Raw genomic sequence first — 25,819 nt, 5'->3', positions numbered from 1 at the left:
CCTCAGTGTCAGCAGGCAAGGGCACGGCCCGTCACATTGACGGGCGGGCCGTGGTAATAAAGGAGCTGATCTGCGCTTCAGTGCTCAGACGCTGCTGCAGCGCCGCGGCCTGAGCCCGGCTGCTGAAACCGCCAAGCTGCACGCGGTAGACGTTGCCATTGGCTTCCACCGCGCCGGGTACACCAAAGCGCTGGCCAAGGCTGTCCGCCATCTGCCGGGCGCGTGCGGCATCATTCAGGGCGCCAACCTGTACCACAAAACCGCTGCCGGCATGGGCGCTGGCGTTATGGCTGGCCAGAGCCGGACTCGCTGCCGCAGCCGGTGCGGCAGGGCTGGCGGCAACCGGTGTGGCCGGCGCGCTGCCTTCCAGTACGCCGCTGGCTAATGGCTGCGGTGCACCGAGAAAGCCGCTGCTCTGCACCGGTGCACCGATGTTGCCGTTGCTCTGCAGTGAACTGTTATCCACCGCGCGGACGTCCTGTGCGGCAGGGGCGGGCGCGCTGCTGACGCCGGTCATCACCATGCCGCCGCTCAGGTCAGGGCGCGCCGGCAGCGCATAGCTCTGTTTGGCCACGGTGGTGCCGATGGTGCCCGGACCGGATACTGAACCGTCCGGCGCTACCTTGATGTAATCCACCCGTACGCGGGTGTTATTGGAAATATTCAGGCGATCGCCCGCGGCGCGCGACAGGTCGATAATCCGGCCCGGCGTATAAGGGCCGCGATCGTTGACGCGCACCACAATCTGCCGGCCATTGGCCAGGTTGGTGACGCGCACGTAGCTTGGCAGTGGCAGGGTAGGGTGTGCGGCGCTTAACGCGTCCGGATCGTAGGTTTCACCCAGCGCGGTGCGGTTGCCCTGCGCTTCTTCACCGTACCAGGTTGCCAGACCAACTTCGCTGTAGTTGGACGGATCTTTAATCACCCGGTAGGTTTTGCCGTTGACGCTGTAGTCCTGGCTGGTAGAAGGATTGATCGGCTCATAGCGCGGCTCCACGCCGGGAATCTCCACCACCGGACCATTATAGGCCGGCTGTGGCGGGGCCGTGTTCGTCTGCTGTTCCGGTGTGGAACAGGCAGCCAGTACCAGTGATGCCAGAGCAACCCCAAGCCAGTCCTTACGCATGTGCAGCCTCTTAAACGCTTTTAGATAACATTTTTCGATGAGTGTGGATCGACATCACGATGCCAAATCCGGCCATTAACACAATCAGCGCCGATCCGCCGTAGCTCACCAGCGGCAGCGGCACGCCAACCACCGGTAAGATACCACTAACCATGCCAATGTTAACGAAAACATACACAAACAGAATCAGCATCAGGCCGCCGGACATCACGCGACCAAAGGTGGTTTGCGCGCGTGCGGCAATCACCAGCCCGCGCATGATCAGCAGCAGATAAAGTACCAGCAGCAGCAGGACGCCCACCAGGCCGAGCTCTTCCGCCAGCACCGCGAAGATAAAGTCGGTATGACGTTCGGGCAGAAACTCCAGCTGCGACTGGGTGCCATGCAGCCAGCCTTTGCCGCGCAGGCCGCCGGAGCCGATAGCAATCTTGGACTGAATAATGTGGTAGCCGGCACCAAGCGGATCGCTCTCCGGATCGAGCAGCATCATCACGCGGTCGCGCTGATAATCGTGCATCAGGAAGAACCACAGAATCGGGATGAACGCCGCCACCAGCAGCACGGCCACGCCAATCAGCTTCCAGCTCATGCCCGAGAGGAACAGCACGAACAGGCCGGAGGCGGCGATCAGAATGGAGGTACCGAGGTCCGGCTGCGCCGCCACCAGCAGCGTCGGCATGAAAATCAGCACCAGCGCGATGCCGGTGTTTTTCAGCGTCGGCGGGCAGACATCGCGGTTGATGAAGCGTGCCACCATCAGCGGCACGGCGATTTTAGCGATTTCCGACGGCTGAAAGCGCACAAAGCCGAGATCGAGCCAGCGCTGTGCCCCTTTACTGATGTGGCCGAAGGCATCGACCGCCACCAGCAAAATCACGCAGACAATGTAGAGGTAGGGTGCCCAGCTTTCATACACGCGCGGCGGCACCTGCGCCATCACCAGCATGATGATGGTGCCCATGGCAATCTGCCCGAGCTTGCGCTCCATCATGCCCGGATCCTGGCCGCTGGCGCTCCAGATAACAATGGCGCTGTAGGCCAGCAGGCTGATAATGATCAGCATAAACAGCGGGTCGATATGGATACGCGTCCAGATCGTTCTTTTCTGGGGACTATCGTTCATCGACATCGTTATTCACCTTCGTAGCCGGGCGGCATGGGTGCGGCTTCTGGCAGCACGGTATTGTTGTCGCCCAGCATTATGTGGTCGAGAATCTGGCGCATCACGGTGCCTACCGCCGGGCCGGCACCGCCGTTTTCCAGAATCATGGTGACGGCGACGCGCGGCTTGTCGTACGGCGCGAAGGCGGTCATCAGCTTATGGTCACGCAGCCGTTCGGCAATTTTATGCGCGTTATACGTCTCATTCTCTTTCAGGCCAAACACCTGTGCGGTACCGGATTTCGCCGCAATCTTGTATGGTGCATCGGCAAAGCTTTTGTGCGCGGTGCCGTTGGCGCGGTTGGCCACGCCATACATCCCGTCTTTGGCGATCTCCCAGTAGCCGGAATGAATGTCGCCAATCGGCGCATCCGGCGGCTGGCGATACGGCACCATGCTGTTGCCTTCACGGGTGGCACGCAGCAGGTGCGGCACTTTAATCACGCCGTCGTTAATCAGGATCATCAGCGCTTTGTTCATCTGCACCGGCGTCGCTGTCCAGTAGCCCTGGCCGATACCGACCGGAATGGTATCGCCCTGATACCACGGCTTTTTGAAGCGTTTCATCTTCCATTCGCGCGTCGGCATGTTACCGGGGCTCTCCTGCGGCAGGTCGATACCGGTACGGTGGCCGTAGCCGAATTTGGTCATCCACTCCGACAGGCGGTCGATGCCCATGTCATAGGCCACCTGATAGAAGAAGGTATCCGCCGACTCTTCCAGCGATTTGGTGACGTTGAGGCGACCGTGGCCCCACTTTTTCCAGTCGCGGTAGCGTTTTTCCGAGCCCGGCAGCTGCCACCAGCCCGGATCGAACAGGCTGGTATTGCGGTTGATCACGCCGGCGCTGAGCGCTGAGACCGCCACATAAGGTTTAACCGTGGAAGCTGGCGGATACGATGCCTGCAGCGCACGGTTATACAGCGGGCGGTTCTCATCGCCGAGCAGCGCCTTATAATCTTTACTCGAAATACCATCGACAAACAGATTCGGATCGTAACTGGGTGTGGAGACCAGCGCGAGAATCTCACCGGTGCGCGGATCGCTCACCACCACGGCGGCGCGGCTGCCGGTCAGCAGGGTTTCGATGTACTGCTGTAGCTTGAGATCAATGGTCAGCCAGATATCGCGTCCGGCCTGCGGTGACTGCTCATGCAGCTGACGGATCACGCGACCGCGGTTGTTGACTTCCACCTCTTCGTAACCGGTTTTGCCGTGCAGCACATCTTCGTAATAGTTTTCGATGCCGAGCTTACCGATGTCGTGGGTGGCTGCGTAGTTCGGCCATTTGCCTTCTTCATCCAGGCGCTTGACGTCACGATCGTTGATTTTCGAGACGTAACCCACCACGTGCGTCAGTGTCTGGCCGTAGGGATAGTAGCGGCGCTGGTAGCCTTTCACTTCCACGCCCGGGAAACGGTACTGGTTCACTGCGAAGCGCGCGACCTGCACTTCATTCAGGCCGGTTTTGACCGGAATCGAGGTAAATCGGCGCGAGCGCTTGCGCTCTTTTTCAAACGCATCGATATCGTCGTCGGTCAAATCCAGCACCGGCCGCAGATCCTGCAGCGTCTGCTTCAGATCATCGACTTTTTCCGGCACCAGCTCGGCCTGGTAAATGGTGCGATTGAGCGCCAGCGGCACACCGTTGCGGTCATAGATGATGCCGCGGCTGGGGGCGACCGGCACCAGTTTGATGCGGTTTTCGTTTGAACGGGTGCTGTAGTCGTCGAAGCGCAGGATCTGCAGATGATACAGATTGACCACCAGCACGCTGGAGAGCAGCAGGATGCCGACAAAGGCCACCAGGGCGCGGCGGACAAACAGTTTCTGTTCGGCAGTGTAATCGCGAAAAGCGTTGCTCTGTAATTTCATCCGCTGCGTTTATTGTCTGGAGGTTGTCAGGCGTTTATTCACGGTGATAAGGGTGATTGGTGGTAATACTCCAGGCACGATACAGGCTTTCCGCCACCAGCACACGCACCAGCGGGTGCGGCAGCGTTAACGCGGACAGTGACCAGCTCTGCTCGGCTGCCGCTTTACACGCCGGCGCCAGACCTTCCGGCCCACCAATCAGCAGGCTGACATCACGCCCGTCCAGCTTCCAGCGCTCTAACTGCTGCGCCAGCTGCGGCGTTTCCCACGGCTGTCCGGGAATATCCAGCGTCACAATGCGGTTGCCTTTGCCCACCGCCGCCAGCATCGCTTCACCCTCTTTTTCCAGAATGCGTTTGATGTCGGCGTTTTTGCCGCGTTTACCGGCAGGCACTTCAGTCAGCTCAAACGGCATATCTTTGGGAAAGCGACGCAGGTACTCCATGAAACCGGTCTGAACCCAGTCGGGCATTTTGGTGCCGACGGCGACAAGCTGCAGTTTCAACGTTTAGCTCCAGAGCTTTTCCAGCTCATACAGCTGGCGGCTCTCTTCCTGCATCACGTGCACGATCACTTCACCGAGATCGACCACAACCCAGTCAGCAGCCGCTTTGCCGTCGACGCCGAGCGGTTTCAGGCCTGCCGCGCGCGATTCCTGCATCACATGGTCAGCGATGGAGGAGACGTGACGGTTGGAGGTCCCGGTACAGATAATCATGCAATCGGTGATACTGGATTTGCCCTGCACATCAATCGCAACGATGTCCTGGCCTTTGAGATCATCAATCTTATCAATAACGAACTCTTGGAGTGCTTTGCCTTGCAAAAGGTTCCCCTTAAAAACAGGTGATTATGGGCAGGCTGAATGCCCCGGAAAACGCAGCCAAAAATAAAGCGGCGCAGTATAGCATGCGGCGATCAATCGCGATATAAGCCCGCGCGATCGATGTAGTCGATCACCGCCGCTGGCAGCAGATCGGCGCAGTCCTGGCCATGATGGCGGCGCTGGCGAATCTCAGTGGCAGAAATGTCGAACAGCGGCGTATCGGCCAGCCAGATGTGGCCTGCCGGTGCGCGATGCAGCTGCTGCACCTCATGCGCGCGGTGCGCATCCAGCCACTGCTGCATCTCTGGCGTAGCCATCTGCGCGGCGTAGCCTGGGCGCTGACAAACCAGCAGGTGACACAGCGACAGCAGCTCCTGCCAGCGATGCCATTTTCCTAACGTTAGCAGAGAATCCTGACCGATGATAAACCCCAGGGGCTGTTGTGCACCGCGCTCGGCGCGCAGGGTTTCCAGCGTGTCCACCGTCCATGACGGCGTGGTGCGCGTCAGCTCGCGCGTGTCGATATCAAACAGCGGTCGATCGGCAATGGCGCAGCGCAGCATCGCCACGCGCTGTTGTGCGCTGGCTTCCGGCTGTGGCCGGTGCGGCGGCACGTTGTTTGGCAGCAGCGTCACTTTTTGCAGGCCAACCTGCTGCGCCAGCGCGGTGACCGGACGCAGATGGCCGTAATGAATGGGATCGAAGGTGCCGCCAAACAGCGCGTAAAGGTCAGACATCAGTTAAACCCAGCGGAAAATCACGATGGCACAGCAGCAACGACAGCGTCTCCAGCTGCGGCCACAGATTCTGACCGTAGTCCTGCTTCATGGTCAGTTCGAGTTGAGCCAGCAGGTGCACCGCTTGCTGCAGCCGTTGCGCATCCAGTCGCTGCAGCGCTTCAGTGAACAGGGCACGGCGGTTCTGCCAGATACGTTGTTGATCCATCAGCGTGCGCAGCGGCTGCTTCGCCTGCTGGCGTTGCAGCTGCAGTAGCGTCAGCAGATCGCGCTGCAGCGTGCGCAGCAGAATCACCACTTCGCTGTCCTCTTTTTGCAGCTGACGCAAAATGTGCAGCGCGCGTTTGCTCTTGCCGGCCAGCAGCGCATCAACCCAGTGAAACGGCGTGAAATGCGCGGCATCGTTCACCGCTTCTTCCACGCGGGGCAGCGTCAGTTTGCCGTCCGGCCACAGCAGCGACAGCCGCTCCAGCGCCTGGGCCAGCGCCAGCAGATTACCTTCATAACAGTAGCAGAGCAGCTGAATTGCCGCGTCATCAATACTCAGCTGCAGGGCTTTCGCGCGGGCGGCTACCCAGCGCGGCAGCTGCGCCTGTTCCGGCGTCTGGCACGGCACCAGCACCGCACTGGCGCTGAGCGCTTTGAACCAGGCGCTGTTTTCCTGCGCTTTGGTCAGCTTCGCCATCCGCAGCACCAGCATAATGTCGCTGTGCAGCAGCGCCGCCAGTTTCACCAGCTGTTCGGCGATGGCGGCGTTGGGGCCGTTTTCCGGCAGTTGCAGCGTCAGCGTCTGGCGCTGTGTGAACAGGCTCAGCGACTGACAGCTGGAGAAAATCGCCTCCCAGTCAGTCTGCGCATCAACGCTGACGGAAAAATGCTCGTCGAAGCCCTGCTGAGCGGCGGCAGCGCGGATGGCATCTGCGCTCTCCTGAATCAGCAGGGGTTCATTACCGGTGAGAAAATAACAGGCGCGCAGCCCCTCTCGAAGCTGCGCGCGCAGTTGTTCAGGATAGATCCTGATCATTGCAGACTGGTGGCTGACGAGGAGGGCACTTCCGGTGAGTCCGCGCCTGGCGCAATCACTTCAGGTTGCGGCAGCGTCTCTTTGTTGCTCTCCTGCGCGGCGTGTACCGTCAGCAGCTTACGTACCAGCTGCTCGGCAGCACGCTGACGCATCTCCTGCACAATCATATCCTGCTCGGCATCCTTCGCCAGCGCGGCGTTCGGGTTGTCGAAGAACGAACGGTACACCGTGGTGCTGATCGGATAAATGCCTTTACCCGGCAGCAACACCTGTGCGCTGACGGTCATCACCAGCGAGTATTCCGCGGTGGTGCCGCTGATGAATACCGACGCAGTGTCGCGTCCCTGGCTCTCCGCGCCGAGACGCAGCGTCGGGTATTGCGCACTGGCCGCTTTGCTGTCTTCAACGATTTTGACATCGTTGATGCGCAGCTGCTGACGCACGGTGCGCGCCAGCGGGCCATACGGATCGCCGCTCTGGACGATCAGCGTTTTCATTTCCGGTGGCACCTGCGTGGTGCCGCGCGGATGAAAACCACAGCCGGCAGTGACCAGCACTGCCAGCAGGACAAACAGCCTGATAACGAGTTGTCGCACAGTTCCTCCTGAACTTAACCTACGACCAGGTTAAGCAGTTTGCCAGGGACATAAATCACTTTACGAAGGGTGACGCCATCGAGATATTTCGCCACCAGATGCTCCTGTGCCGCTCGCGCCTGCACCTGTTCCTGCGTCGCATCCGGCGCCACGGTAATTTTACCACGCACTTTACCGTTGACCTGCACCACTACCAGCAGCGAATCCTCTACCATTGCCGCTTCATCGGCAACCGGCCAGCTGGCGTCGTCGATGCTGCCTTCGCCACCCAGTGCCTGCCACAGCACGTAGCTGGCGTGCGGGGTGAATGGGTAGAGCAGGCGCGTTACGGCGACCAGCGCTTCCTGCATCAGGGCGCGATCCTGTTCGCTCTCCTGCGGCGCGCGCAGCAGTTTGTTCATCAGCTCCATGATCGCCGCAATCGCGGTGTTGAAGGTCTGACGACGGCCGATGTCATCCGCCACTTTGGCGATGGTTTTGTGCAGATCGCGACGCAGCGCTTTCTGCTCATCGTTGAGCGCGTTGACATCCAGCGCCACGGTCGCGCCTTTGGCCACGTGATCGTACGCCAGCTTCCACACGCGTTTCAGGAAGCGGTTAGCGCCTTCCACGCCTGACTCCTGCCACTCCAGCGTCATCTCCGCCGGGGAAGCAAACATCATGAACAGACGCACGGTATCTGCGCCGTAGCGCTCAACCATCAGCTGCGGGTCGATGCCGTTGTTTTTGGACTTCGACATTTTGCTCATGCCCGCGTAGATCACTTCGCGGCCCTGATTGTCGATGGCTTTGGTGATGCGGCCTTTTTCGTCGCGCTCGACGTTAACGTCAACCGGAGAAACCCAGTTGCGCTCGCCGTTGGCACCGACGTAGTAGAAGGCGTCAGCCAGTACCATGCCCTGGCACAGCAGGCGTTTGGCCGGCTCGTCAGAGTTCACCAGGCCCGCGTCGCGCAGCAGCTTGTGGTAGAAGCGGAAGTACATCAGGTGCATGATGGCGTGTTCGATACCGCCCACATACTGATCGACCGGCAGCCAGTAGTTCGCTGCCGCCGGATCCAGCATGCCTTCGTTGTAGTTCGCACAGGTGTAACGCGCGTAGTACCACGATGATTCCATAAAGGTGTCGAAGGTGTCGGTTTCACGCAGCGCCGGCTGACCGTTGACGATGGTTTTCGCCCACTCCGGATCGGCTTTGATTGGGCTGGTGATACCGTCCATGACCACGTCTTCCGGCAGAATTACCGGCAGCTGATCTTCTGGCGTTGGCATTACGGTGCCATCTTCCAGCGTCACCATCGGAATTGGCGCACCCCAGTAGCGCTGGCGTGACACACCCCAGTCGCGCAGGCGATAGTTTACTTTACGCACGCCGACGCCTTTGGCCGCCAGCGCATCGGCGATAGCGTTGAAGCCGGCGTCGTGGTCCAGACCGTCAAACTCGCCGGAGTTGAACAGCGTGCCTTTTTCGGTCATCGCTGCGGCGCTGATATCCGGCGCGGTACCGTCGAGGTTGAGTACCACCGGCTTGATGTTGAGATCATATTTGGTGGCGAATTCCCAGTCGCGCTGGTCATGACCCGGTACGGCCATCACGGCACCGGTGCCGTACTCCATCAGCACGAAGTTGGCGACCCAGACCGGAATCTCTTCGCCCGTCAGCGGATGGATAGCGTGCAGGCCGGTGGCCATGCCTTTCTTCTCCATCGTGGCCATGTCCGCTTCGGCGACTTTGGTGTTGCTGCATTCAGCAATGAAGTCAGCCAGCGCCGGGTTGTTGACGGCAGCCTGGCGCGCCAGAGGATGACCGGCTGCCACGGCGACATAGGTTGCCCCCATGAAGGTGTCCGGACGGGTGGTGTAAACCGTGACTTTTTCCGCGCTGTTGGCCACGTCAAAGGTGATCTCGACACCTTCAGAACGGCCAATCCAGTTGCGCTGCATGGTCTTGACCTGCTCCGGCCAGTCTTCCAGCTTATCGAGGTCGTTGAGCAGCTCTTCGGCGTAATCGGTGATTTTCACGAACCACTGCGGGATCTCTTTGCGTTCGACTTTGGTGTCGCAGCGCCAGCAGCAGCCATCGATCACCTGTTCGTTCGCCAGTACGGTCTGGTCGTTCGGGCACCAGTTGACCGCAGAGGTTTTTTTGTAGACCAGACCTTTTTCGTACAGTTTGGTGAAGAACCACTGTTCCCAGCGGTAATACTCAGGCTGACAGGTCGCCAGTTCGCGACTCCAGTCATAGCCGAAGCCCAGCAGTTTCAGCTGGTTTTTCATGTATTCGATGTTGTCGTAGGTCCAGGGTGCTGGTGCGGTGTTGTTTTTCACCGCCGCCCCTTCGGCGGGCAGGCCAAAGGCATCCCAGCCAATCGGCTGCAGGACGTTTTTGCCCAGCATGCGCTGGTAGCGCGCAATCACATCGCCAATGGTGTAGTTACGCACGTGGCCCATGTGCAGGCGGCCAGAAGGATAGGGCAGCATAGACAGGCAGTAGTATTTCTCTTTGCCTTCCTGCTCGGTCACTTTGAAGGTTTCGTTTTCGTCCCAGTGCTGCTGGACGCGGGATTCTATCTCTTCCGGGCGGTATTGCTCTTGCATGGCTGCCTGTGGTCCTTGTGAAATCGTTTTTTAAACACTTTTGATCCGCATAGCATACCCATAAGGCCGCCCCTCAACAACAATTGACGCCCTCTGGCGGCGTGATTTGTGCGGAATGCGCCAGCGCTTTCACCCTTTTGCGATTTCCTCTGCGCTAAGCGCAGCAAATATGGCAAAGCGGCTAAACTTAACTCAGCATCCGCAGCGGAAAGGAGAACAAAATGAATAATGTGGCGCAGGAGTATCGTGCAACGGTAGCAGCATTAACCCAGCGGCTGGAGCGTGGCGAGCGTGATGTCGACGCACTGGTCGCCGAGGCGCGCAGCGCGCTGCTGCAGAAACAGACGCTGACCACCGCCGAAGTCGACGAGGTCATGCGCGCGGTGCGGCGCGATTTGCACGAGTTCGCGCTCAGCTATCAGGAATCCAGCGAAGCGCTCGGCGATTCAGTGTTTCTGCGGGTGATCCGTGAAAGCCTGTGGAAAGAGCTGGCCGATATCACTGATAAGAGCCAGCTGGAGTGGCGCGAAGTGTTTCAGGATCTGCGGCATCACGGCGTGTATCAGAGCGGCGAAGTGGTGGGACTGGGTAACCTGGTGTGTGAAAAGTGCGGCTTTACCCGGGCGATTTACACCCCGGAGAGCCTGACGCGCTGCCCGGAGTGCGGCCACGATCAGTTCCAGCGTCAGCCGTTTGAGCCCTGAATTATCACCGTGCTCTGAAGCAAAAAAAGTATTGCTGCTGAAGGCGTGCGGACTGTCAGAAGGGAACCTGAACACGCCCGGATCGGCAAAACCCGCATCCCTGCGAGCCTCGACACGCGGCATCCCTGCCGCGTGACGTCCGGCTTAGTTCAGGATCCCTTCTGCCGTAAAAAACAGGTGCGGCGGTATGCGCGCATTTAGTTACCGCGATGATGAAGCTTAATGGTGCGCATCACAGCAGCAATATATCGATTTTGGTGAAGGGCAGGAGGGGCAAGATAAGCCCTGACGCTGGCGGTCCGTGGACCGCCAGAATGGTGAGTATCAGTGCAGGATCTTCGCGAGGAAGTCTTTGGCGCGGTCGGACTGCGGATTGCTGAAGAAGTCATCCTTGTTGGTATCTTCAACGATCTTCCCTTCGTCCATAAAGATGACACGATTCGCCACTTTGCGTGCAAAGCCCATCTCGTGCGTCACCACCATCATCGTCATGCCTTCGTTGGCTAATTCCACCATGACGTCCAGCACTTCGTTGATCATCTCCGGATCCAGTGCGGAAGTCGGTTCATCGAACAGCATGGCGATAGGATCCATGCACAGCGCACGGGCGATGGCGACGCGCTGCTGCTGACCGCCAGACAGCTGACCAGGGAATTTCTCCGCATGCGCCGCCAGACCCACGCGCTTCAGCAGGGCAAGGCCCTTGTCGCGCGCGGCAGTTTTGTCGCGCTTCAGCACTTTCACCTGCGCCAGCACCAGGTTATCAATGATGCTGAGATGCGGGAACAGTTCGAAGTGCTGGAACACCATGCCCACTTTGCTGCGCAGTTGGGCGAGATTGGTTTTTTTGTTGTTCACCTCGGTACCGTTCACCTGAATGCTGCCCTGCTGCACAGGCTCCAGCCCGTTCACAGTTTTAATCAGCGTCGATTTACCCGAGCCGGACGGTCCGCAGACCACCACTACCTCACCTTTCTTCACTTCGGTGGAGCAGTCGGTCAGCACCTGAAAGTGCCCATACCACTTAGAAACATTTTTCAGGCTAATCATTTAAACCGTCCTTTTTCTTTTCAGATAACTTACCAACAGCGAAGCGCTCAGGCTGATCACGAAGTAGACCAGACCGGCAAACAGAACCATTTCTACCTGGGTACCGTCACGTTCACCGATGGTGGACGCGGTGCGGAAGAAGTCCGCCAGGCTTAACACATACACCAGCGAGGTGTCCTGGAACAGCACGATGCCCTGCGTCAGCAGCAGCGGCACCATGGCGCGGAACGCCTGCGGCAGGATGATCAGCTTCATCGACTGCCACTGCGTCATACCCAGCGCCAGCGCCGCGTTGGACTGGCCGCGCGAGATGCTCTGGATACCGGCGCGGATAATCTCCGAGTAGTAAGCGGCTTCAAACAGCGCAAACGCCACCATGGCGGAGATCAGCCGGATATCGGTTTTTGGCGACAGCCCAAGCACCTGCTGCAGGAAGCTGGGAACCACCAGATAGAACCACAGCAGCACCATCACCAGCGGCACCGAGCGGAACAGGTTCACGTACAGTTTGGCGAACCAGCGGACCGGGGCAAACGCGGACAAGCGCATCACCGCCAGAATGGTGCCCCAGATAATGCCAAACACTACCGCCACCGCCGTGATTTTCAGCGTAATGATCATGCCGTTCAGCAGATAGGGCAGGCTGGGCGGAATCGAACTCCAGTCAAAATCGTACATTATTTGCCTCCCAGGTTGCCGGGCAGGCGGATTTTGCGTTCTACCAGACTCATAATCAGCATGATCACCAGGTTAATACCGACGTAGGCCAGGGTGATAGCGGTGAAAGATTCATAGGCATGCGCCGAGTAATCCAGCAGCTTGCCCGCCTGCGCCGCCAGGTCGACCAGACCGATGGTAGAGGCGATGGCGGAGTTCTTCACCAGGTTAAGCATTTCCGAGGTCATCGGCGGCACAATCACGCGGTAGGCGTTAGGCAGCAGCACGTAGCGGTAGGTCTGCGGCAGCGTCAGGCCCATCGCCAGACCGGCGTTTTTCTGGCCGCGCGGCAGCGACTGAATCGCGGCGCGCACCTGCTCACACACACGTGCGGCGGTGAACAGACCGAGACAGATGGTTGAAGAGAGGAAAAACTGGATGTTCGGGTCCAGTTCAGCCTTAAACCACATGCCGAGCTTCTCCCCGACCAGTTCTGGCGCCACCAGATACCAGAAGAAGAACTGCACGATCAGCGGGATATTACGAAACAGCTCCACGTAGCAGGTGCCAATCGTGGACAGCCAGCGATTAGGCACGGTACGCAGAATGCCAAAGAAGGAACCTACCAGGAAGGCGATAATCCAGGCGCAGCAGGAGACCGCGACGGTCACCTGAAATCCGGACCACAGCCAGCCGAGGTAAGTCGTATTGCCGAACGGAGCCTGCTGTAAAAAGATGCCCCAGTTCCAATCGATACCCATAACGAGCTCCGGTAAAAAAAGGGTAGCGAGGCTACCCATAAGATTGTTGAGCGGTGTCTTGTGTCCTGCTTCAGGGGAACGGCCTGTTACAGTCTGTCTGTCCGCACCGCGTGTTCAGCAATCGAGAGGGCAGCAGTGCCGCCCTTGTTTTCATTGTTAATTCAGAGTGCTTTGTCGTTCGGTGCTTTAAACAGCGCCTGCATGTCAGAAGACAGCTCGAAGTTCAGGTTCAGGTTCTTCGGCGGAATTGGCTGTTTGAACCAGGTATCGAACCATTTGGTGGCTTCACCCGACGTCTGCGCTTTGGCGATGGTGTCATCCATCAGCTGTTTAAACGGCGCATCGTCTTTACGCAGCATGCAGCCGTAGGCTTCTTTGGACTGCGGCGTGCCAGTGATTTCCCAGTTATCCGGTTTCTTCGCCTTGGCACGTTCACCGGCCAGCAGCGCGTCATCCATCATGAAGGCCACTGCGCGACCGGTTTCCAGCGTGCGGAACGAGTCACCGTGATCTTTCGCGCTGATGATGCGCATATCCATTTTCTTCTCGTCATTCAGCTTGCGCAGCAGAATCTCAGAGGTGGTGCCCGAGGTGACGACCACGGTTTTGCCTTTCAGATCGGCGAAATCTTTGATGTCGCCCCCTTTTTTCACCAGCAGACGCGTACCGATGATGAAGATGGTGTCAGAGAACGCCGCCTGCTGCTGACGCTCTACGTTGTTGGTGGTCGAGCCACACTCGAAATCGTAGGTGCCGTTCTGCAGCAGCGGAATACGGTTTTGTGAGGTGATCGGCAGCATTTTGACCTGCAGATCCGGCTTATTCAGTTTCGCTTTGATGGCGGCAACAATGGCGTTGGAGTAGTCCTGCGAATAGCCCACCACTTTCTGCTGGTTGTCGTAGTAAGAAAAGGGAACGGATGACTCACGGTGCCCCACGACAATCACGCCACTATCATTGATTTTTTTCAGGGTGCCGGTGAGATCTTCCGCCTGGGCCGCGCCCGCTGCTGCGCCCAACAGCAGAAGCGATAATGCCACTTTGCGAATCTGCATGTTCCTACTCCTTCGTGTGAATGTTGCGCAGAACATAAACTGCGCAGATTGTGATGTTGTGTGTATTTCCTGCTGCTTTTTTAATTATCCCTTAGCGCAACTGCGCGCAGGATAGTGATTAACATAGCGAATTGTTAACGTAATGAAACAAAAAAGTTTGTTTTTTGCGAGCCGCTCCGCACCAATAAGAGGCAAAAAACAGCCTCTGCGCCAATTAAGTGCGCTTCGGTGCCAGATAATAGTGCGCAAACATGGCATTACGCTGACAAATCACCGATGTTGCTAAAACCACTGAAATAATTAGCAATGATCGTGCCAGTACGCGGAGAGCGGATAAAAAGGCAGCAGAAAGTGGCGGTGACTGAGGATAAAGGGAGCGGAAAACTGCGCAGAAAAAAGGCGAAGCCTGCGCTTCGCCTGGTGAGAGAGGGCGGGATATCAGGTGCGGCGGCGTAAAATCGCCAGCACGATGCCCGCCAGCGTCAGCAGCCATACCGGCCAGATACCGACGCGTGCATACGGCGTTTCACCGCTGGCAGGCGTGACTGTTGCGCTCAGCACTTCGCGGGTGAACTGCGGGATGATGTTCTCCACGTCTCCCTGCGCATTCACCACTGCGGTAACACCGTTGTTGGTTGAGCGCAGCAGCGGGCGACCCAGCTCCAGCGCACGCATGCGTGCCATCTGGAAATGCTGCCACGGACCAATCGAATGACCGAACCAGGCATCGTTCGACACCGTCAGCAGGAAGTTGGTGTCCGGACGGAAGTTAGCGCGCACCTGTTCGCCCAGCACGATCTCATAGCAAATAGCGCTGGTGAGATTATAGCCCGCCACTTTCAGCTGCGGCTGCAGGTAGGCGCCACGGCTGAACGAGGACATCGGCAGGTCGAAGAACGGAGCCAGCGGACGCAGCAGACCTTCCAGCGGCACAAACTCGCCAAACGGCACCAGATGGTTTTTCTGGTAGCGGTTGCGGCTCTGATAGCTGTAAGGCTGCGCGCCGCCCAGCACAATCACCGAGTTGTAATCGTGATAGCGGTTATCGCTCTCAACGCGCGAATCAACAATGCCGGTGATCAGCGTGCTGCCGCGCGCGCGCAGTTCGTCATCCAGCGCATGCAAAAACGGCTGCTGATTACTCTCCAGATCGGTAATTGCCGACTCCGGCCAGATGATGATTGGCGCTTTGCCGATAAACGGCTGGCTATAAGTGGTATAGACGCGCAGCGTGGTCAGCAGCTGCTGCGGATCCCACTTCATCGACTGCGGAATATTGCCCTGCACCATCGCTACATTGACGCTGCGCTGCGGCAGCGGCTGATACCACTGCAGCATCCGCAGTGGCCACGGCAGCAGCAGCAGCGCGACGGCGATAATCAGGTTTTTCACGCTGCGGTGGTAGCAGGCTGAGGCCAGCAGGCCGGCAATCACCATTAGCAGGAAGGTGATGGTTTCCACGCCAGCCAGCGGCGCCAGGCCTTTCAGCGGCCCATCGATCTGGCTGTAGCCAAACTGCAGCCACGGAAAGCCGGTCAGCACCCAGCCGCGCAGAAACTCGGTGATCTGCCACAGCGCCGGTGCCGCCAGCGCCATGCGCCACAGCGTGGCATGTGGCCAGAAGCGGTTCAGCAGCAGGGCAAACAGCAGCGGGTAAAGCGCCAGATAGGCGGCGAGCAGCACCACAAGGAACACATTGACCGGGCCGGGCATGCCGCCAAACGTCGCAATGCTGACGTACACCCAGTTGATGCCGCTGCCGAACAGGCCAAAGCCCCAGGCAAAACCGATGCCTGCCGCCTGCGCGCTGCGGCGATCCAGCAACAGCAGTTGCAAACCAGCCAGAGAGAGCAGGGCGGCGGGCCAGAAATCATACGGGGAAAAGGAAAGGGTGCCCGCGGCACCCAGAATTAATGCCAGCAGCAGGCGAACCCGCTGCTGCGAGTAGAGAGAGGCTAATGCCATAAAATTATTCGTCTTCCAGTTGCGGTTGCGGAGAGTCTTCCGGAATTTTCACATGCACCTGGATGATACGGCGGCTGTCAGCCATCGCAACTTTGAATTGGTAACCCTCAATGTCGATGCTTTCACCGCGCGCCGGCAGATGGCCGAATCCCTGCATCACCAGACCGCCAATGGTATCGACTTCGTCATCACTGAAATCGCTACCAAATACCTCATTGAAATCCTCAATCGGCGTCAGCGCACGCACCGTATAGGTGTGGCGATTGAGCTGGCGGATATCGCGATCTTCTTCGTCGTCATATTCGTCTTCAATTTCGCCGACGATCAGCTCCAGGATATCTTCGATGGTCACCAGTCCGGAGACACCACCGAACTCATCAATGACGATCGCCATATGATAGCGCTGCGAGCGGAACTCTTTGAGCATGCGATCGACACGCTTGCTCTCAGGCACCACCACGACCGGGCGCAGCACTTTTTCCATGCTGAATGGCTCGGCGCTGCTGCTCATAAACGGCAGCAGATCTTTCGCCATCAGAATGCCTTCAACATGGTCTTTATCTTCGCTGATTACCGGGAAGCGCGAGTGGGCAGATTCAATAATCACTGCCAGGCACTCTTCAAGGCTCTGGTTGCGCTTCAGGGTAATCATCTGCGAGCGCGGGATCATAATGTCGCGCACGCGCTGTTCGGCAATATCCAGCACCCCTTCCAGCATGTCGCGGGTGTCCTGGTCGATCAGCTCTTTTTGCTCAGAATCGCGGATCAGCCCCAGCAGTTCGTCACGGTTTTTGGGTTCGCCGTGGAAAAGCTGATTGATTAACAGGGAGAAAAAACCCTTTTTACTACTGGGTGCGTCGTTGTTTTGAGAATGGTCGTCGCTCATGGCGTTTTTATTTAGTTCTCTCGAATGAGGGAAAGGAACTGCCGGCATCCTCGCCAGCAGCGCAATGTCCTGAACCGACGGTTCAGGCGTCTTCTTTTTCCGAAATGTACGGATCGGGATAGCCAAGAGCAAGCATTATCTCGGTCTCGAGCGCTTCCATCTCTTCAGCTTCCTCGTCTTCAATATGGTCATAACCCAGCAGATGCAGCGTGCCGTGAACCACCATGTGTGCCCAGTGCGCTTCAGGGCTTTTGCCCTGCTCGGCGGCTTCCTGCTCAACAACCTGACGACAAATAATCAGGTCGCCCAGCAGCGGCAGCTCAATGCCCGGCGGTGCTTCAAACGGAAACGACAGCACGTTAGTCGGCTTATCTTTGCCGCGATAAGTCAGATTTAGCTCATTACTCTCCGCTTCATCGACCAGCCGTATCGTGACTTCACTCTCAGGCTGAAACGGCGTGACCGCCGCCTCCAGCCAGCGCTGAAACGCCGCTTCTGCGGGCAGGCCGTTTTCATCGGCACACGCCAGCTGCAAATCTAAAATCACCGTGCTCATGAAGGCTCCTGCGGCGTCGGCTGGCTGGCAGTTTGTGCCGCCTGCGCCTCACGCTTACGCTCTTCCGCCAGTTTATCACGGCGTTTCTGGTCCGCTTCTTCCCAGGCTTCATAAGCATTAACAATGCGTGCGACCACCGGATGACGCACCACGTCTTCGCTGTGGAAAAAGTTGAAGCTGATCTCTTCCACATTGGCCAGCACTTCGATGGCGTGGCGCAGACCGGATTTGGTGCTGCGCGGCAGGTCAATCTGCGTCACGTCACCGGTAATCACCGCTTTGGAGTTGAAGCCGATACGCGTCAGGAACATCTTCATCTGTTCGATGGTGGTGTTCTGGCTCTCATCAAGAATCACGAACGCGTCATTCAGCGTACGGCCACGCATGTAGGCCAGCGGCGCGACTTCAATCACGTTGCGCTCCATCAGCTTCTCGACGCGCTCGAAGCCCAGCATTTCAAACAGGGCGTCATACAGCGGACGCAGGTAAGGATCGACTTTCTGACTGAGATCGCCGGGCAGGAAGCCGAGCTTTTCGCCGGCTTCGACCGCCGGACGCGTCAGCAGAATACGGCGAATTTCCTGCCGCTCCAGCGCATCCACCGCGGCGGCGACCGCCAGATAGGTTTTCCCGGTCCCGGCCGGCCCAATGCCGAACGTGATGTCGTGATCGAGAATATTGGCGATGTACTGCGCCTGGTTTGGCGTACGCGGTTTAATCACGCCGCGCTTGGTCTTGATGTTTACCGCTTTACCGTACTCCGGCACGCTGTCGGCCGTCTGCTCCAGCACGCGACTCTCTTTGATCGCCAGATGGATCTGATCCGGTTCAATGTCCGGGATCAGGCCGCGCACCGGCGCGGTATCAACGTACAGCGAACGCAGAATATTGGCGGCCGCCTCGACACTCAGCGCACGGCCAACCAGCTTAAACAGGTTGTCGCGGCGATTGATCTCAATGCCCAGACGGCGCTCCAGCTGTTTTACGTTGTCATCAAACGGACCGCACAGGCTCATCAGTCGACGATTGTCTGCCGGTTCAAGGGCGATTTCACGAGTTTCGATATTCAAATGAATCCTTTGGGTCACTCAGGGCCAGTTGAAAGAAATAGCAGATACCGTACGCCAGGCGTCAGCATCTTTACGGAATTATTTATGGGGTCGCGCCCGGGCGCAAGCTTCAGGGGAGATATTTGGGCGGCAGCTGCGGAAAGCAAGGGCTGCGGGATGAAACAGGCGACAGCGCGTTGTGCGCTGTCGCTCAGTAATCGCGGTCTCAAGGTTGATACAGGCCCACGCCGATCTCATCCTCTTTACGCGTACGCGCAATCACCGATGCCGGACTCTCCGCGACGCGCAGGCCCATCTCCTCTTCGGTGCGAACCACGACGCCACGCAGCGAATTGGTATAAACATCGACGATTTCGACATCAACAAATTTACCGATCATGCGCACGTCGCCTTCAAAGTTGACCACGCGGTTGTTTTCGGTACGGCCGGTCAGCTCCATCACATTCTTACGTGAGGTGCCTTCCACCAGAATACGCTGAACGGTACCAAGCATGCGGCGGCTCCATGCCATCGCCTGCTGATTGATGCGATCCTGCAAAATGTACAGACGCTGCTTCTTCTCCTCTTCCGGCACGTCGTCCGGCAGATCGGCCGCTGGCGTCCCCGGACGCGCCGAATAGATAAAGCTGAAGCTGGTGTCGAAATTAACTTCGCCGATGAGCTTCATGGTCTGCTCGAAATCCTGCTGGGTTTCGCCCGGGAAGCCAATGATGAAATCTGAACTGATCTGGATATCCGGGCGCGCGGCCACCAGCTTGCGAATAATCGCTTTGTACTCCAGCGCAGTGTGCGCTCGCTTCATCAGCGTCAGAATACGATCGGCACCGCTCTGCACTGGCAGGTGCAGGAAGCTGACCAGCTCCGGCGTATCACGATAAACGTCGATGATGTCGTCGGTGAACTCAATCGGATGGCTGGTGGTGAAACGAATCCGGTCAATTCCGTCAATCGCGGCCACCAGACGCAGCAGCTCGGCAAAGGTACAAATCTGGTCGTCAAAGGTCGCGCCGCGATAAGCGTTGACGTTCTGCCCCAGCAGATTCACTTCACGCACGCCCTGCGCCGCCAGCTGGGCAACTTCCAGCAGGATGTCATCGCAGGGACGGCTCACTTCCTCGCCGCGCGTATAAGGCACCACGCAGAAAGTGCAATATTTATTGCAGCCTTCCATGATCGAGACAAAAGCCGTAGGCCCTTCAGCGCGTGGCTCCGGCAGGCGATCAAACTTTTCGATTTCCGGGAACGAGACGTCAACAATCGGGCTTTTGCTGCCGCGTACCTGATTAATCATCTCCGGCAGACGATGCAGCGTCTGCGGGCCAAAAACGATGTCCACGCACTGCGCGCGCTGGCGAATTTTATCGCCCTCCTGCGAAGCCACACAGCCGCCCACGCCAATAATCAGCTCAGGATTCTTCGCCTTCAGCTTCTTCCAGCGTCCCAGCAAGTGAAACACTTTTTCCTGCGCCTTCTCACGGATGGAGCAGGTATTCAGCAGCAGTACGTCTGCGTCTTCGGCTTCCTCCGTCAGGGTATAGCCGTGCGTGCTGTTCAGTAGGTCAGCCATCTTCGATGAATCATATTCGTTCATCTGACAGCCCCAGGTTTTGATATGCAGTTTTTTGGTCATTGAACTAGCCATTGATTCTGAGCAGAGAAGTGCAGGGCGCGTATTGTAATGCTTTGGCGCGGGTGTGACCAGCATGCCCGTCATACTTCGCACGCCAGGTGCGTTGGCTGCGCGCGGCTCCCCCGGTCACTTACTGATGTAAGCTCCCGGGATGATCCTTGCTTGCCGCCTTCCCGGCGCACGAATTATTTAGGACATGATGCCCGGTTATATTTCACGCGACAGGTGCGTTGGCTGCGCGCAGCTCCCCCGGTCACTTACTGATGTAAGCTCCCGGGGAGATCCTTGCTTGCCGCCTTCCTGGCGCACGAATTATTTAGGGCATGATGCCCGGTTATATTTCACACGCCAGGCGCGTTGGCTGCGCGCGGCTCTCCCGGTCACTTACTGATGTAAGCTCCCGGGATGATCCTTGCTTGCCGCCTTCCCGGCGCACGAATTATTTTGGGCATGATGCCCGGTTATATTTCACGCGACAGGTGCGTTAAACATGCACGGCTGAAGCACAAGATTAGCAGGGCTTTTCTGCTGGTGCGGTAAATTTCCGGTACACTTTGCCACATAGAGTGCTGCCGCAAGGCGTCACGGCAATCAGAAGGATAAGAGTCAATGCAGGATTCACAGTTTGATGTGGTGGTAGTGGGCGGCGGCATGGTCGGTGCCGCGCTGGCCTGTGGTCTGGCGCAGCAGCAGTTTCGCGTGGCGGTGATTGAACGTGCCGAGCCGGCCGCGTTTGACGCCAGCCTGGCGCCGGATATACGCATCTCCGCCATTGGTGCGTCATCGGTGGCGCTGTTGCGCCAGCTCAATGTCTGGCCACGTGTCCAGGCGATGCGCAGCGCGCCCTACCGCAAGCTGGAAACCTGGGAGTGGCAAAGCGCGCACGTCACCTTCGACGCGGCTGCACTGGGCATTCCCGAGCTGGGCTATATGGTGGAAAACAGCGTGCTGCAGCGCGCGCTGTGGGAGCAGATGCAGCAGGATGGCGTAACGCTGCTGTGTCCGGCCTCACTGCAGGCGTTACAGGCGCACAGCGGCGGCTGGCAGCTACAGCTGGATGACGGGAGCACGCTGGATAGCCAGCTGGTGGTGGGGGCCGATGGTGCTAATTCGCGCGTGCGACAACTGGCGGGTATCGGCGTGCGCGGCTGGAACTATGCGCAATCCTGCATGCTAATCAGCGTTGAGTGTGAACACGAGGCCGGCGATGCCACCTGGCAGCAATTTACGCCAGACGGACCACGCGCGTTTCTGCCGCTGTTCGATCGCCACGCTTCGCTGGTGTGGTACGACGCGCCGGCACGGATCCGTCAGCTGCAAAATCTGCCGCTCAGCCAGCTAGCCAAAGAAGTACAGGCCAACTTCCCGGCGCGTGTCGGCCGCTTCCAGGTGAAGAACGCGGCGTCGTTCCCGCTGGTGCGCCGCCATGCCACGCGCTATGTGCTGCCGGGCCTGGCGCTGGTCGGTGATGCTGCACACACCATCAATCCGCTGGCCGGGCAGGGGGTTAATCTCGGCTACCGCGATGTGGATGCGCTGATTGATACGCTGGTGGACGCGCGCAGCCAGGCGCAGCGCTGGGCATCGCTGCCGGTATTGCAGCGTTATCACCGTCAGCGCTACAAAGATAATTTGCTGATGCAGGGCGGTATGGATCTGTTCTACTTCGCCTTTAGCAACGCGCTGCCGCCGCTGCGTGTGGTGCGCAACCTTGGACTGATTGCGGCAGAGAATGCTGGCGTGCTCAAGCGTCAGGTGCTGCGTTACGCGCTGGGGTTGTAAACACACCGGGCGCCGCAATCGTGGCGGCGCCATCTGTTGTATAAGGCGTGAAATTCAGGAACGACAAAAACAACAAAGCCCGCAAAAGCGGGCCTGTTGTGCAATTTGGCTGGGGTGCAGGGATTCGAACCCCGGAATGCCGGAATCAGAATCCGGTGCCTTACCGCTTGGCGACACCCCAATAGGTGTTTGGTCAAATTGTCTTTGTATGGCTGGGGTGCAGGGATTCGAACCCCGGAATGGTGGAATCAGAATCCACTGCCTTACCGCTTGGCGACACCCCAATTTGTTTGGTGGCTACGACGGGAATCGAACCTGTGACCCCATCATTATGAGTGATGTGCTCTAACCGACTGAGCTACGTAGCCAGATTGTACTGCTTTACTGCACCCGATGATGGCTGGGATACCTGGATTCGAACCAGGGAATGCCGGTATCAAAAACCGGTGCCTTACCGCTTGGCGATATCCCATTCGTCGACTCGTATCCACGAGAGTGCATCGGATTGGCTGGGGTACCTGGATTCGAACCAGGGAATGCCGGTATCAAAAACCGGTGCCTTACCGCTTGGCGATACCCCATCCGGCTGCCGAAGACTGAAATGGTGCGGGAGGCGAGACTTGAACTCGCACACCTTGCGGCGCCAGAACCTAAATCTGGTGCGTCTACCAATTTCGCCACTCCCGCAAAAAGATGGTGGCTACGACGGGAATCGAACCTGTGACCCCATCATTATGAGTGATGTGCTCTAACCAACTGAGCTACGTAGCCATCTTTTTTCGCGTTACCTTCATCGGCGTTGCGGGGCGCATTATGCGTATTGAGCTTTGTAGCGTCAACAAATTTTTTGCCGTTTTTTGCCTTAACGCGCCTGTTTGTCTGGCTTGTAACCAGGCTGATGATTTATTCGGCAATTTTCGATCGTATCCGCGTCAGATGCAAGAAAAGGGGGCCACAATGGGCCCCTTATACGCATAAAGAAAATGCTTATTTGTACGCTGACTGATGCACGCCTACCGCACGACCAGACGGATCGTCCATCGATTTAAACGCTTCATCCCACTCAATGGCTTTCGCCGACGAACAGGCCACGGATGGACCGCCCGGCACGCACTCTGCCGCGCTTGGCAGTGGGAACAGCTCCTCAAAGATCTCGCGGTACAGATACGCTTCTTTCGAGGTTGGCGTGTTGTGCGGGAAGCGGAAATGCGCGGTCGCCAGCTGCTGCTCGCTAATCTGCTTCGCCGCTACTTCTTTCAGCGTGTCAATCCAGCTGTAGCCTACGCCATCAGAGAACTGCTCTTTCTGACGCCACGCCACGCTCTCCGGCAGGTAAGAGGAGAAACATTCACGCAGAATGTGTTTTTCCATTTTGCCGTTGCTGCCGCACATTTTGTCTTCCGGGTTGATGCGCATCGCGACATCAAGGAATTTCTTATCAAGGAACGGCACACGTGCTTCCACGCCCCACGCCGACATCGCTTTGTTAGCGCGCGCGCAGTCAAACATGTGCAGTGCCAGCAGCTTACGCACGTTTTCTTCGTGGAACTCCTGAGCGTTCGGTGCCTTGTGGAAGTAGAGGTAACCGCCAAACACTTCATCCGCCCCTTCACCTGACAGCACCATTTTGATGCCCATCGCTTTGATTTTACGCGACATCAGATACATTGGCGTCGACGCGCGAATGGTGGTCACATCGTAGGTTTCGATGTGGTAAATCACATCGCGGATCGCATCCAGACCTTCCTGCACGGTGAAATGAATTTCATGGTGCACGGTACCGAGGTGATCGGCCACCGCCTGCGCCGCTTTCAGATCCGGCGAACCTTCCAGACCGACGGCAAACGAGTGCAGCTGCGGCCACCACGCATCGCTCTTGTCCTGATCTTCCACACGTTTGGCGGCATAGCGCTTGGTCACCGCAGAGATGATGGAAGAATCGAGTCCGCCGGACAGCAGCACGCCGTACGGTACGTCTGACATCAGGTGACTCTTCACTGACTCTTCCAGCGCGTGCTTCAGGCCAGCGGCATCGGTGGTGTTTTGCGCCACGGCTGCAAAATCCATCCAGTCACGCTGCCAGTAACGACGGATTTCGCCATCGGTGCTGGAGAGGTAGCTTCCCGGCGGGAATTCTTTGATGCTGCGGCACACCGGCACCAGCGCTTTCATTTCAGAAGCAACATACAGGTTGCCGTGCTCATCGTTGCCCATATAGAGCGGAATAATACCGATGTGATCGCGGCCAATCAGATACTGCTGTTTGACGCTGTCCCACAGAATGAAGGCGAACATGCCCTGCAGGTCGTCGAGGAAATCGAGGCCTTTTTCCTGATACAGCGCGAGGATGACTTCGCAGTCTGAACCGGTCTGGAAGGCGTAGCGATCGCTCAGTTCCGCGCGCAGCGCCTGGTGGTTATAAATTTCGCCATTAACAGCCAGGACGTGGGTGTGATCCGCGTTGTACAGCGGCTGGGCGCCGTTGTTCACGTCAACGATGGACAGGCGCTCGTGCACCAGAATGGCTTTCTCATCAGCGAAGACACCTGACCAGTCCGGGCCACGGTGACGCATCAGACGGGAACATTCCAGCGCTTTCTTGCGCAGTTCAACAGGATCGGTCTTCAGATCCAGCACACCAAAAATCGAACACATAACTGACTCCTGATCTCACCCTGTGGCGATGTTATTGACTTGTTTGTCCGGCAGCCTGCGCTGCGTGATGTATAAGAAAATGCGCTAATTGATGGTGGTAACGCAAGCGAAATCACCAAATACTGATAAAAAGATTGTTGGCATGAAGTAATTTTGAATTTTATTCAAAAAATTAACGATTAAATTAGATGGCGTCTAATGAATTGTCAGAAGTGATGGTTTTGTGCGCAACCGATGAGATCGCGTCAGCGGCTGAATCACAGCGCTATGCCAGACACATAAAAAAGCCCTGCACACCGTAACGGCGAGCAGGGCCATAAGCAGACAGCATGACGCTAATCAGAACAGGTCGATATCAGCCACGGAAGGGTAGATCCAGTCCGGACGGAACGGCATGGCGTCGATATCGCTCAGCGTAGAGACGCCGGACAGCACCAGAATGGTTTCCAGACCGGCCTGGAAGCCAGCCAGAATATCGGTGCGCAGGTTATCGCCCACAATCACCGTCTCTTCTGAATGCGCATGCATTTTATTCAGTGCGGCGCGCATGATGTAAGGGCTGGGCTTACCGACATAAAACGGTTTGCGGCCGGAGATGGTTTCGATACCGGCACAGAGCGCGCCACAGGCCGGCACAAAGCCGCGTGCATGGGTATCGGGATTGGTCGCGATAAAACGCGCACCGTTAGCCACAAAGAAGGCGGCTTTATGCATCATTTCCCAGTTAAACGATCGCGTCTCGCCGACAATGACGAAATCCGGGTTGACGTCAGTGATGGTAAAACCGGCCTTATACAGTTCATGAATCAGCGCGCCTTCACCAATCACGTAGGCTTTTTTGCCCTCCTGACGACGCAGGAAATCCGCGGTGGCCATGGCGGAGGTGTAAAACACCGAATCCGGGATGTCGACGCCGGCGTTGGCAAAGCGGTTGGCCAGATCCTGCGCGGTTTGTGACGGATAGTTGGTCAGTACCACCAGCGGCATCTCTTTTTCCAGAATGCGCTGCAGGAATTCGTTTGCGCCTTTCACGGCGGTATTGTCGTGCATCAACACGCCGTCGATGTCACAGATTACGCTTTTGATGGTCATAGGTGGCTTCCGGT

The 25,819-nt window shown here is 57.7% G+C and carries 22 protein-coding genes and 7 tRNA genes; 2 read left to right on the top strand and 27 right to left on the bottom strand.

Annotated features, from left to right (window positions below; genetic code table 11):
- Window positions 1-31: 31 nt before the first annotated feature.
- The 9 genes from rlpA to leuS form a co-directional block, all read right to left on the bottom strand.
- The gene (gene rlpA, locus C1N60_RS14380; protein ID WP_394521011.1) at window positions 32-1,126 is read right to left on the bottom strand and encodes an endolytic peptidoglycan transglycosylase RlpA; all 1,095 of its coding nucleotides are present in this window, start codon (window positions 1,124-1,126) and stop codon (window positions 32-34) included.
- A gap of 10 nt (window positions 1,127-1,136) precedes the next feature.
- Complete coding sequence (mrdB, locus tag C1N60_RS14375) at window positions 1,137-2,249, bottom strand: peptidoglycan glycosyltransferase MrdB (protein WP_031279886.1); 1,113 nt, start codon at window positions 2,247-2,249, stop codon at window positions 1,137-1,139.
- A gap of 8 nt (window positions 2,250-2,257) precedes the next feature.
- A complete protein-coding gene (mrdA, locus tag C1N60_RS14370) occupies window positions 2,258-4,162 on the bottom strand; it encodes a peptidoglycan DD-transpeptidase MrdA (protein WP_021508584.1) in 1,905 nt (634 codons plus the stop codon).
- A 34-nt stretch (window positions 4,163-4,196) separates the two neighbouring features.
- Window positions 4,197-4,667 carry a 23S rRNA (pseudouridine(1915)-N(3))-methyltransferase RlmH gene (rlmH, locus tag C1N60_RS14365; RefSeq protein ID WP_058757899.1) on the bottom strand — a complete coding sequence of 157 codons (471 nt, stop codon included), beginning with the start codon at window positions 4,665-4,667 and terminating at the stop codon, window positions 4,197-4,199.
- 3 nt (window positions 4,668-4,670) lie between these two features.
- Window positions 4,671-4,988, bottom strand: a complete 318-nt coding sequence (gene rsfS, locus C1N60_RS14360; protein ID WP_021508582.1) for a ribosome silencing factor — start codon at window positions 4,986-4,988, stop codon at window positions 4,671-4,673.
- A 92-nt stretch (window positions 4,989-5,080) separates the two neighbouring features.
- Entirely contained in the window at window positions 5,081-5,725 is a 645-nt protein-coding gene (gene nadD, locus C1N60_RS14355) for a nicotinate-nucleotide adenylyltransferase (RefSeq protein WP_058769435.1), read from the bottom strand.
- On the bottom strand, window positions 5,718-6,749 hold the full coding sequence (gene holA, locus C1N60_RS14350; RefSeq protein WP_394521010.1) for a DNA polymerase III subunit delta: 1,032 nt from the start codon (window positions 6,747-6,749) through the stop codon (window positions 5,718-5,720). Before holA ends, nadD begins: the two co-directional genes overlap by 8 nt.
- Window positions 6,746-7,345 carry an LPS assembly lipoprotein LptE gene (lptE, locus tag C1N60_RS14345; protein ID WP_021508579.1) on the bottom strand — a complete coding sequence of 200 codons (600 nt, stop codon included), beginning with the start codon at window positions 7,343-7,345 and terminating at the stop codon, window positions 6,746-6,748. The genes holA and lptE overlap by 4 nt, the downstream gene beginning before the upstream one ends.
- Before the next feature lie 14 nt (window positions 7,346-7,359).
- Complete coding sequence (gene leuS, locus C1N60_RS14340) at window positions 7,360-9,942, bottom strand: leucine--tRNA ligase (protein WP_058781255.1); 2,583 nt, start codon at window positions 9,940-9,942, stop codon at window positions 7,360-7,362.
- Between the two features lie 221 nt (window positions 9,943-10,163).
- On the opposite strand from leuS, the gene C1N60_RS14335 reads away from it, so the two are divergent.
- Entirely contained in the window at window positions 10,164-10,646 is a 483-nt protein-coding gene (locus tag C1N60_RS14335; protein ID WP_021508577.1) for a zinc ribbon-containing protein, read from the top strand.
- Window positions 10,647-10,970: 324 nt separating this feature from the next.
- On the opposite strand, the gene C1N60_RS14330 is transcribed toward C1N60_RS14335, so the two are convergent.
- From C1N60_RS14330 to miaB, 9 genes are all read right to left on the bottom strand, one after another.
- The gene (locus C1N60_RS14330; RefSeq protein ID WP_058757895.1) at window positions 10,971-11,696 is read right to left on the bottom strand and encodes an amino acid ABC transporter ATP-binding protein; all 726 of its coding nucleotides are present in this window, start codon (window positions 11,694-11,696) and stop codon (window positions 10,971-10,973) included.
- A complete protein-coding gene (gltK, locus tag C1N60_RS14325) occupies window positions 11,697-12,374 on the bottom strand; it encodes a glutamate/aspartate ABC transporter permease GltK (protein WP_152391251.1) in 678 nt (225 codons plus the stop codon).
- A complete protein-coding gene (locus tag C1N60_RS14320) occupies window positions 12,374-13,114 on the bottom strand; it encodes an amino acid ABC transporter permease (RefSeq protein ID WP_021508574.1) in 741 nt (246 codons plus the stop codon). Before C1N60_RS14320 ends, gltK begins: the two co-directional genes overlap by 1 nt.
- Before the next feature lie 161 nt (window positions 13,115-13,275).
- Complete coding sequence (locus tag C1N60_RS14315) at window positions 13,276-14,169, bottom strand: glutamate/aspartate ABC transporter substrate-binding protein (protein WP_021508573.1); 894 nt, start codon at window positions 14,167-14,169, stop codon at window positions 13,276-13,278.
- A gap of 438 nt (window positions 14,170-14,607) precedes the next feature.
- Window positions 14,608-16,134 carry an apolipoprotein N-acyltransferase gene (gene lnt, locus C1N60_RS14310; protein ID WP_058757894.1) on the bottom strand — a complete coding sequence of 509 codons (1,527 nt, stop codon included), beginning with the start codon at window positions 16,132-16,134 and terminating at the stop codon, window positions 14,608-14,610.
- Window positions 16,135-16,138: 4 nt separating this feature from the next.
- Window positions 16,139-17,020, bottom strand: a complete 882-nt coding sequence (gene corC / locus C1N60_RS14305) for a CNNM family magnesium/cobalt transport protein CorC (protein ID WP_021508571.1) — start codon at window positions 17,018-17,020, stop codon at window positions 16,139-16,141.
- 82 nt (window positions 17,021-17,102) lie between these two features.
- The gene (gene ybeY, locus C1N60_RS14300) at window positions 17,103-17,576 is read right to left on the bottom strand and encodes an rRNA maturation RNase YbeY (protein ID WP_394521009.1); all 474 of its coding nucleotides are present in this window, start codon (window positions 17,574-17,576) and stop codon (window positions 17,103-17,105) included.
- On the bottom strand, window positions 17,573-18,646 hold the full coding sequence (locus C1N60_RS14295) for a PhoH family protein (protein ID WP_394521008.1): 1,074 nt from the start codon (window positions 18,644-18,646) through the stop codon (window positions 17,573-17,575). Before C1N60_RS14295 ends, ybeY begins: the two co-directional genes overlap by 4 nt.
- A gap of 205 nt (window positions 18,647-18,851) precedes the next feature.
- Complete coding sequence (gene miaB, locus C1N60_RS14290; protein WP_021508568.1) at window positions 18,852-20,276, bottom strand: tRNA (N6-isopentenyl adenosine(37)-C2)-methylthiotransferase MiaB; 1,425 nt, start codon at window positions 20,274-20,276, stop codon at window positions 18,852-18,854.
- Window positions 20,277-20,885: 609 nt separating this feature from the next.
- On the opposite strand from miaB, the gene ubiF reads away from it, so the two are divergent.
- Window positions 20,886-22,058: a 3-demethoxyubiquinol 3-hydroxylase gene (gene ubiF, locus C1N60_RS14285; RefSeq protein ID WP_136545583.1), complete on the top strand. Its 1,173-nt coding sequence runs from the start codon at window positions 20,886-20,888 to the stop codon at window positions 22,056-22,058.
- A 106-nt stretch (window positions 22,059-22,164) separates the two neighbouring features.
- Here the strand turns inward: ubiF and C1N60_RS14280 are convergent.
- The 9 genes from C1N60_RS14280 to C1N60_RS14240 all read right to left on the bottom strand — a co-directional run bounded on the left by C1N60_RS14280 (window position 22,165) and on the right by C1N60_RS14240 (window position 25,805).
- Window positions 22,165-22,239, bottom strand: a tRNA-Gln gene (locus C1N60_RS14280).
- 28 nt (window positions 22,240-22,267) lie between these two features.
- A tRNA-Gln gene (locus tag C1N60_RS14275) sits at window positions 22,268-22,342 on the bottom strand.
- A 7-nt stretch (window positions 22,343-22,349) separates the two neighbouring features.
- Window positions 22,350-22,426: transfer RNA gene (locus C1N60_RS14270), tRNA-Met, on the bottom strand.
- Between the two features lie 29 nt (window positions 22,427-22,455).
- A tRNA-Gln gene (locus C1N60_RS14265) sits at window positions 22,456-22,530 on the bottom strand.
- A gap of 34 nt (window positions 22,531-22,564) precedes the next feature.
- A tRNA-Gln gene (locus tag C1N60_RS14260) sits at window positions 22,565-22,639 on the bottom strand.
- Window positions 22,640-22,660: 21 nt separating this feature from the next.
- Window positions 22,661-22,745 (bottom strand) — tRNA-Leu (locus C1N60_RS14255).
- 7 nt (window positions 22,746-22,752) lie between these two features.
- Window positions 22,753-22,829: transfer RNA gene (locus C1N60_RS14250), tRNA-Met, on the bottom strand.
- Between the two features lie 216 nt (window positions 22,830-23,045).
- Window positions 23,046-24,713, bottom strand: coding sequence for an asparagine synthase B (asnB, locus tag C1N60_RS14245; protein WP_058757891.1), 1,668 nt, complete (start codon window positions 24,711-24,713; stop codon window positions 23,046-23,048).
- A gap of 339 nt (window positions 24,714-25,052) precedes the next feature.
- The gene (locus C1N60_RS14240; protein WP_021508565.1) at window positions 25,053-25,805 is read right to left on the bottom strand and encodes an HAD-IIA family hydrolase; all 753 of its coding nucleotides are present in this window, start codon (window positions 25,803-25,805) and stop codon (window positions 25,053-25,055) included.
- Between the last annotated feature and the right edge of the window lie 14 nt (window positions 25,806-25,819).

The sequence above is a fragment of the Pantoea sp. SGAir0184 genome (genome assembly GCF_043544755.1).
The sequence above is the reverse complement of the archived record's forward strand: the minus strand, read 5'-3'. Positions and strand labels throughout refer to the sequence as shown.

What these genes read in the sequence shown, in the direction of transcription:
- leuS (WP_058781255.1), bottom strand. Translation starts at nt 9,942, where the DNA reads ATGCAAGAGCAATACCGCCCGGAAGAGATAGAATCCCGCGTCCAGCAG.
- ubiF (WP_136545583.1), top strand. Translation starts at nt 20,886, where the DNA reads ATGCAGGATTCACAGTTTGATGTGGTGGTAGTGGGCGGCGGCATGGTC.
- nadD (WP_058769435.1), bottom strand. Translation starts at nt 5,725, where the DNA reads ATGTCTGACCTTTACGCGCTGTTTGGCGGCACCTTCGATCCCATTCAT.
- asnB (WP_058757891.1), bottom strand. Translation starts at nt 24,713, where the DNA reads ATGTGTTCGATTTTTGGTGTGCTGGATCTGAAGACCGATCCTGTTGAA.
- C1N60_RS14315 (WP_021508573.1), bottom strand. Translation starts at nt 14,169, where the DNA reads ATGCAGATTCGCAAAGTGGCATTATCGCTTCTGCTGTTGGGCGCAGCA.
- lnt (WP_058757894.1), bottom strand. Translation starts at nt 16,134, where the DNA reads ATGGCATTAGCCTCTCTCTACTCGCAGCAGCGGGTTCGCCTGCTGCTG.
- rlpA (WP_394521011.1), bottom strand. Translation starts at nt 1,126, where the DNA reads ATGCGTAAGGACTGGCTTGGGGTTGCTCTGGCATCACTGGTACTGGCT.
- C1N60_RS14330 (WP_058757895.1), bottom strand. Translation starts at nt 11,696, where the DNA reads ATGATTAGCCTGAAAAATGTTTCTAAGTGGTATGGGCACTTTCAGGTG.
- mrdB (WP_031279886.1), bottom strand. Translation starts at nt 2,249, where the DNA reads ATGAACGATAGTCCCCAGAAAAGAACGATCTGGACGCGTATCCATATC.
- gltK (WP_152391251.1), bottom strand. Translation starts at nt 12,374, where the DNA reads ATGTACGATTTTGACTGGAGTTCGATTCCGCCCAGCCTGCCCTATCTG.
- C1N60_RS14320 (WP_021508574.1), bottom strand. Translation starts at nt 13,114, where the DNA reads ATGGGTATCGATTGGAACTGGGGCATCTTTTTACAGCAGGCTCCGTTC.
- C1N60_RS14240 (WP_021508565.1), bottom strand. Translation starts at nt 25,805, where the DNA reads ATGACCATCAAAAGCGTAATCTGTGACATCGACGGCGTGTTGATGCAC.
- mrdA (WP_021508584.1), bottom strand. Translation starts at nt 4,162, where the DNA reads ATGAAATTACAGAGCAACGCTTTTCGCGATTACACTGCCGAACAGAAA.
- C1N60_RS14335 (WP_021508577.1), top strand. Translation starts at nt 10,164, where the DNA reads ATGAATAATGTGGCGCAGGAGTATCGTGCAACGGTAGCAGCATTAACC.
- ybeY (WP_394521009.1), bottom strand. Translation starts at nt 17,576, where the DNA reads ATGAGCACGGTGATTTTAGATTTGCAGCTGGCGTGTGCCGATGAAAAC.
- holA (WP_394521010.1), bottom strand. Translation starts at nt 6,749, where the DNA reads ATGATCAGGATCTATCCTGAACAACTGCGCGCGCAGCTTCGAGAGGGG.
- corC (WP_021508571.1), bottom strand. Translation starts at nt 17,020, where the DNA reads ATGAGCGACGACCATTCTCAAAACAACGACGCACCCAGTAGTAAAAAG.
- miaB (WP_021508568.1), bottom strand. Translation starts at nt 20,276, where the DNA reads ATGACCAAAAAACTGCATATCAAAACCTGGGGCTGTCAGATGAACGAA.